Source organism: Streptomyces sp. IBSBF 3136 (assembly GCF_036815105.1).
In the GTDB taxonomy this organism is placed as follows: Bacteria; Actinomycetota; Actinomycetes; order Streptomycetales; family Streptomycetaceae; genus Streptomyces.
Window position 1 is genome coordinate 1 of the sequence record NZ_JAJSZC010000069.1, and the last position, 14,406, is coordinate 14,406.

General features: G+C 72.3%; 14 protein-coding genes and 1 pseudogene. 12 read left to right on the forward strand and 3 right to left on the reverse strand.

Features of this window, described 5'->3' with window-relative positions; genetic code table 11:
- From V7E45_RS17185 to V7E45_RS17200, 4 genes are all read left to right on the forward strand, one after another.
- Window positions 1-3,134: WD40 repeat domain-containing protein (locus tag V7E45_RS17185; RefSeq protein WP_333775044.1), on the forward strand; the 3,134-nt coding region annotated here is incomplete at its 5' end.
- Between the two features lie 156 nt (window positions 3,135-3,290).
- Complete coding sequence (locus tag V7E45_RS17190) at window positions 3,291-4,142, forward strand: NlpC/P60 family protein (RefSeq protein ID WP_333775045.1); 852 nt, start codon at window positions 3,291-3,293, stop codon at window positions 4,140-4,142.
- 278 nt (window positions 4,143-4,420) lie between these two features.
- Window positions 4,421-4,879 carry a Crp/Fnr family transcriptional regulator gene (locus tag V7E45_RS17195; RefSeq protein ID WP_333775046.1) on the forward strand — a complete coding sequence of 153 codons (459 nt, stop codon included), beginning with the start codon at window positions 4,421-4,423 and terminating at the stop codon, window positions 4,877-4,879.
- A 44-nt stretch (window positions 4,880-4,923) separates the two neighbouring features.
- Window positions 4,924-5,583: a CBS domain-containing protein gene (locus V7E45_RS17200; RefSeq protein ID WP_333775047.1), complete on the forward strand. Its 660-nt coding sequence runs from the start codon at window positions 4,924-4,926 to the stop codon at window positions 5,581-5,583.
- A gap of 122 nt (window positions 5,584-5,705) precedes the next feature.
- Here V7E45_RS17200 and V7E45_RS17205 read toward each other — a convergent pair.
- Both V7E45_RS17205 and V7E45_RS17210 read right to left on the reverse strand, forming a co-directional pair.
- Window positions 5,706-5,822, reverse strand: a pseudogene (locus V7E45_RS17205) (CBS domain-containing protein); the annotation flags it as partial.
- A 124-nt stretch (window positions 5,823-5,946) separates the two neighbouring features.
- Window positions 5,947-7,656 (reverse strand): sensor histidine kinase, encoded by a 1,710-nt coding sequence (locus tag V7E45_RS17210; RefSeq protein WP_333775073.1) that lies wholly within the window; start codon window positions 7,654-7,656, stop codon window positions 5,947-5,949.
- 278 nt (window positions 7,657-7,934) lie between these two features.
- On the opposite strand from V7E45_RS17210, the gene V7E45_RS17215 reads away from it, so the two are divergent.
- Both V7E45_RS17215 and V7E45_RS17220 read left to right on the forward strand, forming a co-directional pair.
- Window positions 7,935-8,081, forward strand: a complete 147-nt coding sequence (locus V7E45_RS17215) for a hypothetical protein (RefSeq protein WP_333775048.1) — start codon at window positions 7,935-7,937, stop codon at window positions 8,079-8,081.
- Window positions 8,078-8,533 carry a pyridoxamine 5'-phosphate oxidase family protein gene (locus V7E45_RS17220; protein WP_333775049.1) on the forward strand — a complete coding sequence of 152 codons (456 nt, stop codon included), beginning with the start codon at window positions 8,078-8,080 and terminating at the stop codon, window positions 8,531-8,533. Before V7E45_RS17215 ends, V7E45_RS17220 begins: the two co-directional genes overlap by 4 nt.
- A gap of 94 nt (window positions 8,534-8,627) precedes the next feature.
- Here V7E45_RS17220 and V7E45_RS17225 read toward each other — a convergent pair whose 3' ends face one another.
- The gene (locus V7E45_RS17225) at window positions 8,628-9,533 is read right to left on the reverse strand and encodes a universal stress protein (protein ID WP_333775050.1); all 906 of its coding nucleotides are present in this window, start codon (window positions 9,531-9,533) and stop codon (window positions 8,628-8,630) included.
- A gap of 215 nt (window positions 9,534-9,748) precedes the next feature.
- On the opposite strand from V7E45_RS17225, the gene V7E45_RS17230 reads away from it, so the two are divergent.
- The 6 genes from V7E45_RS17230 to V7E45_RS17255 all read left to right on the forward strand — a co-directional run bounded on the left by V7E45_RS17230 (window position 9,749) and on the right by V7E45_RS17255 (window position 14,259).
- Complete coding sequence (locus tag V7E45_RS17230; RefSeq protein ID WP_333775051.1) at window positions 9,749-10,405, forward strand: CBS domain-containing protein; 657 nt, start codon at window positions 9,749-9,751, stop codon at window positions 10,403-10,405.
- A 129-nt stretch (window positions 10,406-10,534) separates the two neighbouring features.
- A complete protein-coding gene (locus V7E45_RS17235) occupies window positions 10,535-11,260 on the forward strand; it encodes a response regulator transcription factor (RefSeq protein ID WP_333775052.1) in 726 nt (241 codons plus the stop codon).
- Complete coding sequence (locus V7E45_RS17240) at window positions 11,235-11,714, forward strand: DUF1918 domain-containing protein (RefSeq protein WP_333775053.1); 480 nt, start codon at window positions 11,235-11,237, stop codon at window positions 11,712-11,714. The genes V7E45_RS17235 and V7E45_RS17240 overlap by 26 nt, the downstream gene beginning before the upstream one ends.
- Window positions 11,698-12,576 (forward strand): universal stress protein, encoded by an 879-nt coding sequence (locus tag V7E45_RS17245; protein WP_333775054.1) that lies wholly within the window; start codon window positions 11,698-11,700, stop codon window positions 12,574-12,576. Before V7E45_RS17240 ends, V7E45_RS17245 begins: the two co-directional genes overlap by 17 nt.
- A gap of 30 nt (window positions 12,577-12,606) precedes the next feature.
- Window positions 12,607-12,948 (forward strand): hypothetical protein, encoded by a 342-nt coding sequence (locus tag V7E45_RS17250; RefSeq protein WP_443056077.1) that lies wholly within the window; start codon window positions 12,607-12,609, stop codon window positions 12,946-12,948.
- Window positions 12,949-13,308: 360 nt separating this feature from the next.
- On the forward strand, window positions 13,309-14,259 hold the full coding sequence (locus V7E45_RS17255; RefSeq protein WP_333775055.1) for an SDR family NAD(P)-dependent oxidoreductase: 951 nt from the start codon (window positions 13,309-13,311) through the stop codon (window positions 14,257-14,259).
- Window positions 14,260-14,406: the final 147 nt, after the last annotated feature.

Sequence of the window (14,406 nt, forward strand, 5' to 3'; positions counted from 1 at the left end):
CCCCGCCACCCCTGCGGCCCGTGCTGCTCGTCGACCAGTTCGAGGAACTGTTCACCCTCTGCTCCGACGAGAACGAGAGACGGGCATTCGTCCGGGCCCTGCGCGCGCTGTCCACCTGCCCGGACGCGGCGGTCGTGGTGCTCGGCGTCCGCGCCGACTTCTCCGGACGCTGCCTCGAACTCGCCGAACTCGCCCCTCTCTTCACCGATGGGCTGTTCGTCCTGCTCCCCATGTCCGTCGAGGAGCTGCGGGAGTCCATCACCCGCCCCGCCGAACTCGCCGGCGTCACCATGGAACCCGGCCTGGTCCCCCTCCTCCTGCGCGACGCGGGACTGCGCGAGGAACCGGCCTCCGCGAGCCGCGCCACCCTCCCCGACGGCACGCCGTCCGGCGCGCTGCCGCTCCTCTCGCACGCCCTCCTCGCCACCTGGCAGCAGCGCGAGGACACCACCCTCACGGTGGCCGGCTACGAGCGCACGGGCGGCATCCAGGGCGCCATCGCCCGCACCGCCGAGACCGTGTTCGCCCAGCTGTACCCGGCCGAGCAGAAGTCGATCCGGCGCGCCCTGTCCCGTCTCGTCCACGTGGCCGACGACGGAAGCGTCGCGACCCGGCGCCGCACCGGCCGCGGCACCCTCATGGAACAGCTCGGCGACACGGACGCCGCCTCGACCGCGCTCGACGTGTTCGTCCGGGCTCGGCTGATCACCGTGGACCGGGACACCGTCGAGATCACCCACGAGGCCCTGCTGCACGCGTGGCCCCGGCTGCGCGACTGGATCCACGCCGACCGGGCCGGACTCCTCATCCACCAGCAACTCGCCCACGCCGCCGCCGAATGGGAGCACGAGCGCCGTGACCCGTCCGCTCTCTACCGCGGCACCCGCCTCGACACCGTCCGTACCTGGGCCGAGGAACTCGACGGCCGCAGCCGTCTCGGGCCGCGCGAAGAGGCCTTCCTGCGGGCCAGCCAGGCCGAGGAGGACACCCGCCGTCTACAGCTGAGACGTCAGGTCCGGTTACGCCAGAGCCTGTTCGTCATCCTCGCCGTCCTGCTCGGCCTGGCCGTGACCGCCGGCGGACTCGCCTACCAGCAGCGCTCCGGTGCCCTCGAGCAGGAGCGCGTCGCCCGCTCCCAGGCCCTCGCCGTGCAGTCCACCTCCCTCGCCGGCGGCCAGCCCGAGGCCTCCATGCTGCTCGCCGAAGAGGCCTACCGCGCCGACCCCACCCCCGAGGCGCGCGGGGCCCTGCTGAGCACCCAGGCGCAGGCGTTCTCCGCCCGCATCCTCGGCCGCCACGGACCCGTCAACGCGGTCGCGTTCGCCCCGGACGGCGGACTGCTGGCGACGGCCGGCGCGTACGGAACCGTACAACTGCGCCGGATCACCGACCACCGGACCACCGCGACCCTGAGCGTGCCCGGGCGGGTCCGCTCCGTCGCCTTCAGCCCGGACGGTCGCACGCTCGCGGCGACGTCCACGGACGGGCCGGTACGGATCTGGGACACCGCCGGCCACCGGTTGCGGACCCTGCTGCCCGCGGCCACCGAAGGGGCCCACGCGCTCGCCTTCGACCCCCGCGGCCGTACCCTCGCCGTCGCCGCCGACGACGGATCGGTCCAGCTGTGGGACACCGGCGGCGGCCACCCCTCCGAGGCCCGGCTCGTCGGCCACACCGGCCACGTCAACGCGCTCGCCTACGCCCCGGACGGGCGGACCCTGGCCTCGGGCGGCTCCGACCGGACCGTACGGCTGTGGGACACCGACCGGGCCCGCCCCCTGGCCGTGCTCACGGGGCACACCGACGAAGTGCTCGGGGTCGCCTTCGCCCCGGACGGTCGGAGCGTGGCCTCCGGGGGCGTCGACCGGACCGTACGGCTGTGGGACGTGGCCACGCACCGGGCCACGGCCACGCTCACCGGACACAGCGACGACGTCAACGCGGTCACCTACACACCGGACGGCACCACGGTCGTCAGCGCGGGCGGCGACGGCACGACCCGCCTGTGGGACGTGCGCACCGGCCGGCCGGCCGCGATCCTCGCGGGCCACACCGACTACGTGATGTCCGTCGCCGTCGACTCCACCGGGACGACCCTGGCCACCGGCGGGTTCGACCAGTCCGTGGTGCTGTGGGACCTGCGCGGCCCGGTGCTGCGGGCGCGCCCGTTCACCGAGGTCTCGCAGGCCGCGTACAGCCCGGACGGAAAGCTCCTGGCCACCGCCGACGCGGACCGCACCGTGCGGCTGTGGGACGCGGCCCGGCACCGGGTCGTGACGACGTTCCGGGGCCACCTCGGAAGCGTGTTCTCGGTCGCGTTCGCGCCGGACGGCCGCACGCTCGCGTCCGCGGGCTCGGACGGCACGGTCCGCCTGTGGGACATCCCGTCGCACCGCGCGCTCGCGACCCTGACCGGCCACACCGGGGACGTGTTCTCGGTGGCTTTCGCGCCGGACGGCCGCACCCTCGCCTCCGCGGGCGCCGACCGCACGGTCCGCCTGTGGGACCTGGCGACCCGCCGTCAACTCGCCGTTCTGACCGGTCACACGGACTACGCCAACGATGTCACGTTCAGTCCGGACGGCCGCACCCTGGCCAGCGCCGGCGACGATCTGACGGTACGGCTGTGGGACACGGCCGGTCACCGCCTGCTCGCCACCCTCACCGGCCACACCGGCGCCGTACGGGGGGTGGCCTTCAGCCCCGACGGATCGACCCTCGCGAGCAGCGGCAACGACGGCACGGTCCGTCTGTGGGACGTCCGCCACCGCCGCCCCGAGGCATCCCTGACCGGCCACACCGGATCGGTGCGCGGCATCGCCTTCTCCCCGGACGGCCGACTCCTCGCGAGCAGCGGCAGCGACCGTACGATACGGCTCTGGGACGTGCCCGGACGGCGGCCCTGGGCCACGCTCACCGGGCACACCAACGCGGTGTGGGGCGTGGCGTTCGACCCGGACGGGCGGACCGTGGCCAGCAGCAGCAACGACGGGACCGTACGCCTGTGGGACCTGGACCTCGGCGCCCAGCTCACCCGGATCTGCCGACTGCGCGAGGCGATCGGTCCGCAGGAGCGCAAGGCGCTGGTGCCGGGACTGCCCGTGTCCTTCACCCCCGCGTGCGCGCGGCCCTGAGGCGGCGCGACCGGACTCCGCTGGTGGTAGGGGGTTTCCCAGGAGTTTCCCGTTGCCCTTCGCACTGGGGTGACACAGGAGTCTCGATCGGCCGGGGTCGGGTCGGCACGCTGGTGCACGACCATGCACGCATCACGGAAAAACGGGGGACCCGGCATGCTTCGGCGGACCGGAATCATCGGCACACTCATCGGGCTCATCGCCCTTCTCCTGGCGGCGCCGGCGGCCCTCGCCGCACCGTCGGCCCCGGCGGCGAGCGGCTGCGGGGTCCTCGCGTCCGGCGGCTCCGCGGCCGCCGAACGCGCGGTCGCCGCGGCTTGCGCCCAGGTCGACGCGGGCACCTGGTACACCTGGGGCGGCGGCCACGGCGCCCAGCCGGGCGCCACCTACGGCCAGGTCGACCCCACCGACCCGGCCAGCGAACACGACCCCGAGCGGCTCGGCTTCGACTGCTCGGGCCTGGTCCGGTACGCCTACGCGCAGGCCACCGGCTCCGACATCCTCAACGGCGTGGCCGGCCGGCAGTACTACACGGTCCGCGCCGCCGCCCGCTTCACCGCCGCCGAGGGCACCGCCCCGCTCCTCCCGGGTGATCTGCTGGCGTACGGCACCTCGCAGAGCCTGCACCACATCGCGATCTACCTCGGCGCGGGCAAGATGGTCGAGGCGAAGCAGTCCGGCACGCACCTGATGGTCAGCGATGTCCGCCTGGGCGGCGACTACTTCGGGGCCGTGCGCGTCAATACCGGCGCGATCACCGGGCATGTCTTCCAGACCTGGGGCACCGGAGTCTGGACGAAGACGGCACCCTCCGTCGGCGCCGGCCGTGTCTACGCCTTCCCCGGCCCCACCACCATCCGGGTCGAGTGCCAGAAGCACGCGGAGGTCGTCACCTCCGACGGCTACACCAACGACGCCTGGGCCTACCTGCCCGACTACAAGGCATGGATGACGAACATCTACATCCAGGGGCCGGCCTGGCTGGACGGTGTGCCGACCTGCACCTGAGGAACCCACCGGACACCGCTTGTGGTGGGCCGGCCGCGTTGCCCCGCACGCCAACACTCGGATCGGTGGGATGGCCGTGCGGGGCCACGGGTGGCCCTTGCGGGGGCGCGGGTGGCCCTAGCTGGTCGCGGCACAAGATTCGTTCACGTGTGGCACCGGCTTGGCGAGACGCCGGCGATATGAGCCGAAAGGCCCACGACCTGGTCCGGGCGGCCCGTGGCGCCGGCTCCCGAGGTCGCGCACGCTGAGATGAACAGCCCATGAAGGGAACCGGTGTGATGACCTCCGCAACCGCCATGACCACGGCGATCGAGCCCGTACACCGCGAACGGCTGATGCGCCTCGCCCGCGAGGTCTCCTTCGAGGCCGGAACCCGCCTGTTCGAGGAGGGTCGGCACGCCGACCGGTTCTGGATCGTGCGCACCGGCACCGTCGCCCTCGACCTGCATGTGCCCGGCCGCCGACCGGCCGTCGTCGAGTCTTTGGGGCATGGTGAGATGGTCGGCTGGTCGTGGCACTTCCCGCCATATCTCTGGCACCTGGGCGCCGAGGCGATGACCCCGGTGCGGGCCTGGGAGTTCGACGCCGAGTCGGTACGCACGATGTGCGCCGCGGACCCTGTGTTCGGAAGGACCGTCGCGGAGTGGGTGGGGCGTGTGGTCGCCCAGCGACTGCACGCCACCCGGGTGCGGCTGCTCGACCTCTACGCCCCCTACGGCAGTGGTGACCTGTTGTGACCGCGCGCCCGGTCGGTGAAGCCGAAGGGCTTTGGGAGGAAGGCATGCACAGCAGCCCGCACCGGATCAGTGACGTGATGACGCGTGCCGTCGTCGCGGTGGGCCGCAGGACCCTGTTCAAGGACATCGTCGAGCGCATGGAGGAATGGAAGGTCAGTGCCCTTCCGGTGCTGGAGGGCGACGGGCGGGTGATCGGGGTGGTCTCCGAGGCCGACCTGCTGCCCAAGGAGGAGTTCCGGGACAGCGACCCGGACCGGATGACCCAGATGCGCCGACTGCCCGATCTCGCCAAGGCCGGGGCGGTCTGCGCCGAGGAGTTGATGAGCGCCCCGGCCGTCACTGTCCACGCGGACGCCACGCTCGCCGAGGCGGCACGGATCATGGCCTTGCGGCACGTCAAACGGCTACCCGTGGTGAACGCCGTGGGTGTCCTCGAAGGCGTGGTCAGTCGCGGGGATCTGCTGAAGGTGTTCCTGCGGCCCGACAACGACCTGGCGGACGAGATGCGCCGCGACATCGTCGACGTTCTCTTCCCGGCCCCGGTCGAGCCCGTGCACATCGTCGTCAGGGACGGCGTCGCGACCCTGACGGGACGCGTCACGGACGCGACACGGATTCCGCTGGCCGCGCGCCTGGTACAGGGCGTGGAGGGGGTCATCGGCGTGGACTGCCGGCTCACCGCCGCCGACTCCGACGTCGGGTGACGCCATCGGCGCACTCGATCGACGCTCGGTGCCGCGTCTGGACCGCTCAGCTCCTACCGCTGACTCGTCTCGACCGCTCAGCTCCTCTCGACCGCTCCGCTCGCCGCCGAGCGCACATCGTCCAGAAGGTCGGACCGGCTGACGATGCCCTGCACCGTGCCGTCGGGGGCGACCACCGGCAGTCGCTTGACCCCTCGGCGGGCCATCACGCGCGCCGCGCGAGCGAGGGGGGCGTCGGGCGACGACACCTTCAGGCTGCGCCGACGAGCGGCGCCGGGACATGGGGGAACGGCCCGGCCCTTGGCACGGCACCGAGTCCCCCGGCGCTTTCGTGTCCGTCATGACAGGCCGCCCTCGCTCCGCCTAGGCGGCGGGGAGCGGCACCCACCACCGCAGTGTGGCACCGCCGCCCCCGGTCCTGGACACGTCGAGGTGGCCGCCCAACTGTTCCGCCCGTTGGGCCATGTTGCGCAGCCCGCTGCGCCGACCGCCGGACGGGACACCCACACCGTTGTCCGCGACGGTCAAGGTCACCTCATGGCCTTCGGCCGTCAGAACGACCTGGGCCCGGTCGGCGCGGGCGTGGCGCGCGATGTTGGCGAGCGCTTCCGACAGCACGGCCACGATGTGGTCCGCCACCTCGCGCGGCACATCGGTGTCGACCAGTCCTTCCATGCGGACGCCTGGCGTGAAGCCCAGCGCCGGGGTTTGCTCTCCCACCAGGCGTACGACACGTGCCCGCAGCCCGACCTCGGCCCCGCCCGGACGGGTCCGCAGTCCGAAGATGGCCGATCTAATGATCTTGATGGTTTCGTCCAGGTCGTCCACGGCCCTCAGTACGCGTCGCGCGGCCTCCGGGTGCTCGATCAGGCGGCCCGCGCTCTGCAGGGTCATCCCCGTGGCGAAGATCCGCTGAATGGCCAGATCGTGCAGGTCCCGGGCGATCCGGTCCCGCTCCTGCAGCACGGCGATCTGCTCGGCGTCCTTGCGTCGTTCGGCCAGTTCCATCGCGATCGCTGCCTGGGCCGCGAAGCCCAGCAACATCCTGGTCTCCCTGTCGGAGAACACCGGCCGCCCGGCCTCGCGGGCGACCAGCACCACGCCCCGGATACCCCCTTGGCCGGTGCCGATGGGTAGGGCAAGGGCCGGCCCGAGTCCCTGGAAGCGCGGCGGCTCCGGCGAGATCCGCTCATCATCCTGCACGTCGGCACTGGCGATCGGGGCGGCCGCGGAGAAGGCCAGGCCCATCAAGGTCCCCGACAGGGGCAGCACCAGGCCCCTGTGGTCTTCGGCGTCCATGCCGACCGCTATCTCCACCGTGAGCGACTCCCCGTCCGCCAAGGGCATGGCCACGGCCGCCAGCGCCGAGTGCATGAGTTCGTGGGCTCGTTCAGCGATCAGTCTGAGAGCCTCGGGACGTGCGCTGCCGGACATCAGGCTGTGGGTGATCTCGGCGTTGGCCAGGAGCAGGCGCTCGTTCGCCAGCAGCCGGCGCTCGCGCAGCCTGACGTCCTCGTACAGGTGGGCGTTCTCGATGGCCACGCCGGCCGCCACGGCCAGGGTCGACAACACCGCTTCGTCCTCCTCGTCGAATTCCACTCCGCCGCGCTTCTCGGTGAGGTACAGGTTGCCGAAGACCTGGTCGCGTATCCGGATGGGTACGCCCAGGAAGCTGTTCATCGGCGGATGGTGAGGTGGGAAGCCGTAGGAGGCCGGGTGCTGGGAGATCTTCTCCAGCCGGAGCGGCCGCGGGTGCCGGATCACTTCGCCGAGGATGCCGTGGCCTTCCGGATAGTGGCCGATCTCGGCGATCTGCCGCTCGGTCACACCGATCATGTGGAAGGCCGACAGGGTGCTGCCATCGGGTCCGATCACGCCCAGGGCCGCGTATTCGGCATCGACCAGCGCAGCGGCCGCCTCGACGACGGAGTGCAGTACCTGCTCGAGGTCCAGTTCGCGGCCGACGGACAGCACCGCCTCCAGCAGGCTGTGCACGCGGTCGCGGGTGCCCCGGGCCGTGTCGATCCGGGCCTGCAGCTCCTCCAGCAACTCGTCGAGCTTGAGCTGCGGCATCCGTACGCGGGGCTTCTCGGAGCCTGCCACCACGGGCCTCCAGGTCCCCTCGCCCGGCGAAGGGTGGACTTCGGGGACATGTGACACATTAGCCCCCGCTTCAGGAGGCGGCAGGGCGGCCGACGTCCCGGCCGGGGCCTCGTTCGTCGGAGCCTGCACCTCCTTCGCCTTCGTGGGCCGATCGGCCTACGCCGAGGGACCGAGGGCACCTCCCGGGTGTACCGCCGCAGGCTCAGGCTGGGAAGGCACCGACCACCGCGGAGCCGAGGAGTGGCGTCATGGTCCGCTATGTGTACGACTTCGGGGACAGCGGCCGCGCCCCGGCCGACCTGCTCGGGGGCAAGGGTGCGAATCCGGCCGGGATGACGCGGCTCGGCCTTCCGGTGCCGCCGGGGTCGATCACCCGCGGAAGAAGCAGACCATGACCCGCAACCAGTCCCCCACGAGCCGGCGTACCGACCTGGATTCTGCCGAGGCGCTGCGGTTGCTGGGCAGCGTGTCGCTGGGAAGGATCGTCTTCACCCGGCAGGCCCTGCCCACGGTCCACCCGGTCAACCACGCCCTGGACCGTGGGGACATCGTCCTGCGTACGCACGACGGCGCGGCCCTGACGTCTCACGCCGAGGAGGCCGGCGACACAGGGGTGGTCGTCGCCTACGAGGCCGACGCCATCGACCCGGACACCCACCTCGGCTGGAGCGTCGTCGTCACCGGTTACGCCCGCCTGGTCACCGACCCGGCCGAGGTGGAGCGTATCGGGGAGTTGTTGCAGCCTTGGTCCGCCCCCGAAGGCATGGACCAGGCGGTGCGCATCCGCCCTGAACTGATCGCGGGTGTACGCCTGACGGAGTCGGGCCGCCCCGCGACGACACGCTGAGACCCTGCTCCGGCGAGCCTTCCCCCGGATCGTCTGACGGTCCGGCTGGTCGTGGTGATCTTCGGCGGCATTGCCGCACTCGTCGCAGAGGAGGTCAGCTGTGCGCCACCACCGCGACCGGAGCGGCGATGTGGTGCAGGGCGGAGTGGGCGACATGACCGATGCGGGCACCGAACGACCTGGTACGGATGCGCCGGCCTACGACCACCAGGGAGGCGTCACGCGAGTCGTCGACGAGAACCTGCGCGGCACTACCGCACCGGCTCGCCTCCATGACCTCGACGTCCGGGAACTTCTGCCGCCAGGGGCGCAGCACCTTGCCCAGGAGCGCGGCCTGTCCACGCTCCAGCGAGTCGTAGAGTTCGGCGTCGCCGGCGAAACGGTAGGAGGAGGTCGGCGGTTCGGGCCAGGCGTGGACGACCCGCAGGGAGGCTTTACGCCGCGCGGCGGCGTCGAAGGCGAACTCCACCAAGGTGTCGTCCGCCTGGTCGATGTCGAGCCCCAGGACCACGGGCCGGAAGGGTGTCGCGGCGGACGGCACACCCGCCGGATCCATCCCGTGCTCGTCGGCGGCCTGCTCCCCCGCCCGTACCAGCACCACCGGCCGCTCGGCACGGGCGACCACGCCCAGACTCACCGAGCCCACCATGAACCCCTCCAGCCCACCGAGCGCCCGCGAGCCCAGGACCAGCACATCGGCGGAGCCCGCCGCCTCGCACAGCAGGTCGGTCGGCGTCCCGGTCAGCTGCTCGGTGAACACCTCGATGCCGGGGTGGCGAAGCCGGATGCCGTCCGCGCACCCACTCGTCACCTGCTCCGTCCAACGCCGGTAGGTGTCGGGATCCAGCAGTGGTGTCCGTGCCACGAACCTGGGAGTCGGCTCAGAGACGTACATGATCTTGAGGGGCAGTCCGCGCAGCAGCGCTTCCCGCGCCGCCCACTCGGCCGCGGCCCGGCTTTCGGGCGAGTCGTCGACGCCTACGGTGACGGTGCGGGACATGGCTCCACCTCCCACGACAAGGGTTCCGACACCAGCGTGGCGTCGTGGTGCGGCGGGAATCAGAGGCCAGACGGCCCCATCGGGGGCCCGACCGACCCTGCGCGGCCGGGAAGCCGCTCGGGGCGTCGGAGGACCGGATGGCCCTGGCACCGCCGCTGCTCCCGGCGCACCCTGGAAGAAGCCGGACACCTCATCGGAGCCTTCACGGAGTCGCCATGTACGGCACCCCCCACATCGTCAGCGACGTGATGACCCAGACGGTCGCCGCCGTCGGCCGCCGTGCCCCGTTCAAGGAGATCGTGCAGCTGATGCAGGACTGGCAGGTCAGCGCCCTGCCCGTGATCGAGGGCGAGGGCCGGGTGGTCGGCGTGGTGTCGGAGGCCGACCTGCTGCCCAAGGAGGAGCTGCGCGACGATCCCGACGCGAGCTACCTCCAGCTGCGCCAGCCCGTCGACGTGGCGAAGGCCGCCGCTCTCACGGCCGACGACCTCATGACGTCCCCCGCCGTGACGGTCCGGGGCGGCGCCGCCCTCGCCGAGGCCGCGCGCATCATGGCCCACGAGGGGGTCAAGAGGCTGCCCGTGGTGGACGACGCGGGGCTGCTGGCCGGTCTCGTCAGCCGGGCCGATCTCCTCAAGGTCTTCCTGCGCGATGACGAGGACATCGCCGAGGAGGTGCGGCGGGAGATCGCCTCGCACCTCTTCCCACCGACGTCGTCGGCCGTCCACGTCGAAGTGCGGGACGGGGTCGTGACGCTCACCGGCCGACTCGCCGACACCGCCCTCGTACCCGTCGCGGCCCGCCTGATCAGAGCCGTCGAAGGGGTGGTGGACGTGCAGTTCGACCTCGCGCGCGGCACCGCTGTGCGGTGACCGGAGGCGAGGTCGTCCGCACGGTGACGGACGGGGCCGGTCGGCCCTGGTGCGCCCGACGGCGACAGGTGACAATCGACACCTGGAGCAGTGGGCGGTCCGCCCTCGTCCAGGAAGCGTGGAGCCACGATGACCGGGATGCGCACCTACAGCGAGCGGGACCCGATCCGGGTCTTCCTGCTCGACGATCACGAGGTCGTACGACGTGGCCTCGCCGACCTCCTCGACGCCGAACCGGACATCCGGGTGGTCGGCGACGCGGACACCGCCGCACACGCGCTGGTCCGGGGCCCCGCCCTGCGCCCCCACGTGGCCGTCCTCGACGTCCGGCTGCCCGACGGCGACGGCATCTCGGTCTGTCGGGAGCTGCGCGACCGCATGCCGGAGCTGGCGTGCTTGATGCTGACCTCGTTCGACGACGAGGAAGCCCTGCTCGACGCCATCATGGCCGGCGCGTCCGGATACGTACTGAAGCAGATCAAGGGTTCGGACCTGGTGTCCGCGGTGCGCACCGTGGCCTCCGGGCAGTCGATGCTGGATCCGGCGACGACCGCCCGGCTCATGCGTTCCCTGCGCGCGGACCCGGCCCGGCCCCCGTCCATGCCGGCCGAACTGGCCGGTCTGTCTCCGCGGGAACGGGACATCCTGACGCTGATCGGTGACGGCCTGACCAATCGCGAGATCGGCAAGCGGCTGTACCTCTCGGAGAAGACCGTGAAGAACCACATCTCACGGCTGCTGGCGAAGCTCGGGGTGCAGCGCCGGGTCCAGGCGGCCGTCCTCGCCTCCCACCTCGACCAGCAGGGCCCCGGCCTGCACGATTTCCCCCATGCCGGAGACCACATCGCCCGGTGATCGGATGACCGTGCACGACGGGATCGTGGAGCTGACGAGCCGTCTGGGCGTCGGCGGCGGTGGCCCGGCTCGTGACGGGCCTTCCGTGGGGACCATTGGCCCCTGGCAGGGCAACGCTGCCAGGGCCTTCCATGGAAGTGGCGGCGCCGTACTTCCGCGCCACCGCAGCGAGGAGGCGAGGGCGATGTCCGCACCGGCGAAGAACGCGTGGGTCGGCCCGGAGGTGACCGGCACCTCCATGCGCGCCCGCGTGGGCGACGAGATCGTGGTGCGTGGGACCACGGCCGGGGTCGTCGCACGGGACGGCGAGGTCGTGGGCCTCCACCACCAGGACGGCAGCCCGCCCTACGACGTGCGGGGGGCGGAGGACGGACGGGTGACCGTCTACTTCCCGGGCCCCGATGCGTACGTACGGCACCTGGTGAGCGGAGACGGGCATGTCCGGGCCCGGTGACCGCCGACCGATCGTGGTGGGTGTCGATCCCGACCCCGTGCACCGGATGGCACTGGCCTGGGCGGCCGACGAGGCCGACCGCAGACGGCTGCCGTTGCGCGCCGTCCACGTGGAGGGTGTGCCCACCCGGGGCTACCGGAGTCAGGAAGTACCGCCGTCCTGGGAGGAATGGAACGAGGCCCTGCACAAGGCCGGCAGTCAGGCACTTCAGCAGGCAGTGGACTTCGTCACGGCCCGGCACCCGCTGCTCCGGGTCGACGCGCTCCTCGCCGAGGGCGACCCCGTGTGGGTGCTCGGCGAGCAGAGCCGGGACGCCACCGCCGTCGTGCTCGGATCCCGGCACCTGAGCCGGAAGCAGGAGGCGTTCGGTTCGACGGCGGTCGCCCTGCCGGTCATGGCCCGTACGCACTGTCCCCTGGTGGTCGTCCCCGAGCCGGAACACGTCACCGAGGAGCCGGCGTACTTCGTCGTCGGCGTCGACGGCAGCGAACGCTCCGGTGCCGCGGTCGACGTGGCGTTCGAGGAGGCGGCCCTGCGCGGCGCCCGGCTGCGGGCCCTGCTCGTCTGGGAGCCGGGACCGCTGAGGATCTTCGACGAGCACCAGCCGCAGGAGGAGTGCCGCCGGCTCCTCTCCGAGATCGTGGCGGGACGCCGGGCCCGGAGTCCCGAGGTGGACCTGCACCATGAGGTGCTCGTCGGGCACCCCGTCCAGGTGCTCACCGACGCCTCGGCGCACGCGCTGGGCCTGGTGGTGGGGACCCGGGGCCACGGGGGCTTCGCCGGCATGCTGCTGGGCTCGGTCAGCCAGGGCGTGCTGCACCACGCCCGCTGCCCTGTCATCGCCGTACCGACCCGCGAGTGAACCGGCGAACCGGCACGAAGGGAGGCCGCCGTGACCGCACAGACTCTCGACGTGAACACCGTCACCGGGCTCGTGGCGGACGCGGCGGCGGCGCCGTCGCTGCACAACGCCCAGCCCTGGGCCTTCCGCTACCTGCCGGACGTCGGTGTCCTGCGGCTGTACGCGGACCTTGAGCGGGCACTGCCGCGAACCGACCCCGACAACCGCGGCCTGCACGTGGGGTGCGGCGCCGCGCTGTTCAACCTGAACTCGTCGGCCGACCGCAGCTCCGCCGGCACGATGGCGCCCTCCCTCGCGGTGGGCCCGACCACGGTGAAGCCGCGCCGGATCAGCACGTCCACGCGAGCACGGCCATGCCGTCCTTGCCTATGACGAGCCCGTCGGACGCGGACGGCGGGGACGGGTCCACAGCGACTTCGGCACACATGCCCGACTCCCTCACAACGTTCGACATATGGAGCTTTGCTCTCCGTACAGTCACCAAACACAGCGTTTCGGACCACGGCGGCCCACGACCAGAGCCACACGGGCAAGCGGGCGGGGACCATCGGCCCAACGGCCTGTCGGTGACGCAGTCGTGCAGCCTGACCGAGTGCCCCAGCCCGACTGGTGTCGGGTATCTGTCGGCACGGAGGGTGATCTGTCGGCGGTGTGTCGGTCCGGATTGCGATCTTGGGCGGGTCGGTGCTCTCCCGTGAGCACGCCGCCCCAGAGCGCAAGGAGCCTGTCATCGTGTCTTTCGCATCCCAGAGCCGACCGTGGGACGTTCACCGGCTGCCGTCCGCCGAGGGCAGGACCGTCCTCGTCACCGGGGGCAACGCCGGGATCGGCTACTTCGCCGCGGAGCAGCTCGCCGCCGCCGGCGCCGTCGTCGTCCTCGGCAGCCGGGACCGCGTGAAGGCCGACGCCGCCATGGTCTCGATCCGCTCGCACGTGCCCGGCGCGCGTGTGCGGCACCTCCGGCTGGACCTCGCCGACCTGTCGTCCTTGAAGACCGCCGCGGACAAGCTGGACCTCGACCGTCTCGACGCGGTGGTCCACAACGCGGGGGTCGCGCTCGACGACCCACCGCGCCAGGAGACCGGGGACGGCCACGAGCTGATGTTCGGCACCAACCACCTCGGCCACTTCGCGCTGACCCAGTGGCTGGCCCCCCTGCTCTCCGCGGCGCCGGCGGCCCGCGTCGTGACGGTGGGAAGCTTCGCGGCACGGTCCGAGCGACTGGACCTGGACGATCTGCAGTCGACCCGGGACTACCGGCCCAAGCGCACCTACGGCCGATCGAAGCTCGCGCAGATGTGCTTCGGCTTCGAACTCGACCGCCGCCTGCGGGCCATGCGCAGCACGGTGCTCAGTGTGGTGGCCCACCCCGGCGGCGCACTGGACTCCCTCACCCCGTCCCGCCCGCCGGTATCGGTGACGACCACCGGCGAGCGGCTGCGCGCCTTGCCCTCCGCGCTCCTGGTGCAGGGCAAGGACGCCGGAGCATGGCCCGTCGTCCGCGCCGTCCTCGACCCCGAGGTGCGCGGCGGGCAGCTGTGGGGACCGAGGGTCTTCGGCCTGCGGGGCGCACCGCGGCGCGAGCCCGTCCCCTCCCACATGGCCGACCCGGCCGTCACCGCCCAGCTGTGGAACGCCAGCGCTGCGCTGGTCGGCACCGATCCGCGCCTCGGATTCCGGTAGGCGCCCCGCCGCCTCGTCGTCGCCATGGACCACCGGGGGTGCTTCCAGAAGGGAGCATCGCGTGCCCTTCGTCGACGCACGAGTCCCCCGGCGGACCTCGGCACCAAGCTCGCCGCGCTGCGCGGCCGCTGAGCCCCAGCGGGTGCC

Coding starts and splice junctions, on each gene's coding strand:
- V7E45_RS17190 (WP_333775045.1), top strand. CDS start 3,291: ATGCTTCGGCGGACCGGAATCATCGGCACACTCATCGGGCTCATCGCC.
- V7E45_RS17195 (WP_333775046.1), top strand. CDS start 4,421: ATGACCTCCGCAACCGCCATGACCACGGCGATCGAGCCCGTACACCGC.
- V7E45_RS17200 (WP_333775047.1), top strand. CDS start 4,924: ATGCACAGCAGCCCGCACCGGATCAGTGACGTGATGACGCGTGCCGTC.
- V7E45_RS17210 (WP_333775073.1), bottom strand. CDS start 7,656: ATGCCGCAGCTCAAGCTCGACGAGTTGCTGGAGGAGCTGCAGGCCCGG.
- V7E45_RS17215 (WP_333775048.1), top strand. CDS start 7,935: ATGGTCCGCTATGTGTACGACTTCGGGGACAGCGGCCGCGCCCCGGCC.
- V7E45_RS17220 (WP_333775049.1), top strand. CDS start 8,078: ATGACCCGCAACCAGTCCCCCACGAGCCGGCGTACCGACCTGGATTCT.
- V7E45_RS17225 (WP_333775050.1), bottom strand. CDS start 9,533: ATGTCCCGCACCGTCACCGTAGGCGTCGACGACTCGCCCGAAAGCCGG.
- V7E45_RS17230 (WP_333775051.1), top strand. CDS start 9,749: ATGTACGGCACCCCCCACATCGTCAGCGACGTGATGACCCAGACGGTC.
- V7E45_RS17235 (WP_333775052.1), top strand. CDS start 10,535: ATGACCGGGATGCGCACCTACAGCGAGCGGGACCCGATCCGGGTCTTC.
- V7E45_RS17240 (WP_333775053.1), top strand. CDS start 11,235: ATGCCGGAGACCACATCGCCCGGTGATCGGATGACCGTGCACGACGGG.
- V7E45_RS17245 (WP_333775054.1), top strand. CDS start 11,698: ATGTCCGGGCCCGGTGACCGCCGACCGATCGTGGTGGGTGTCGATCCC.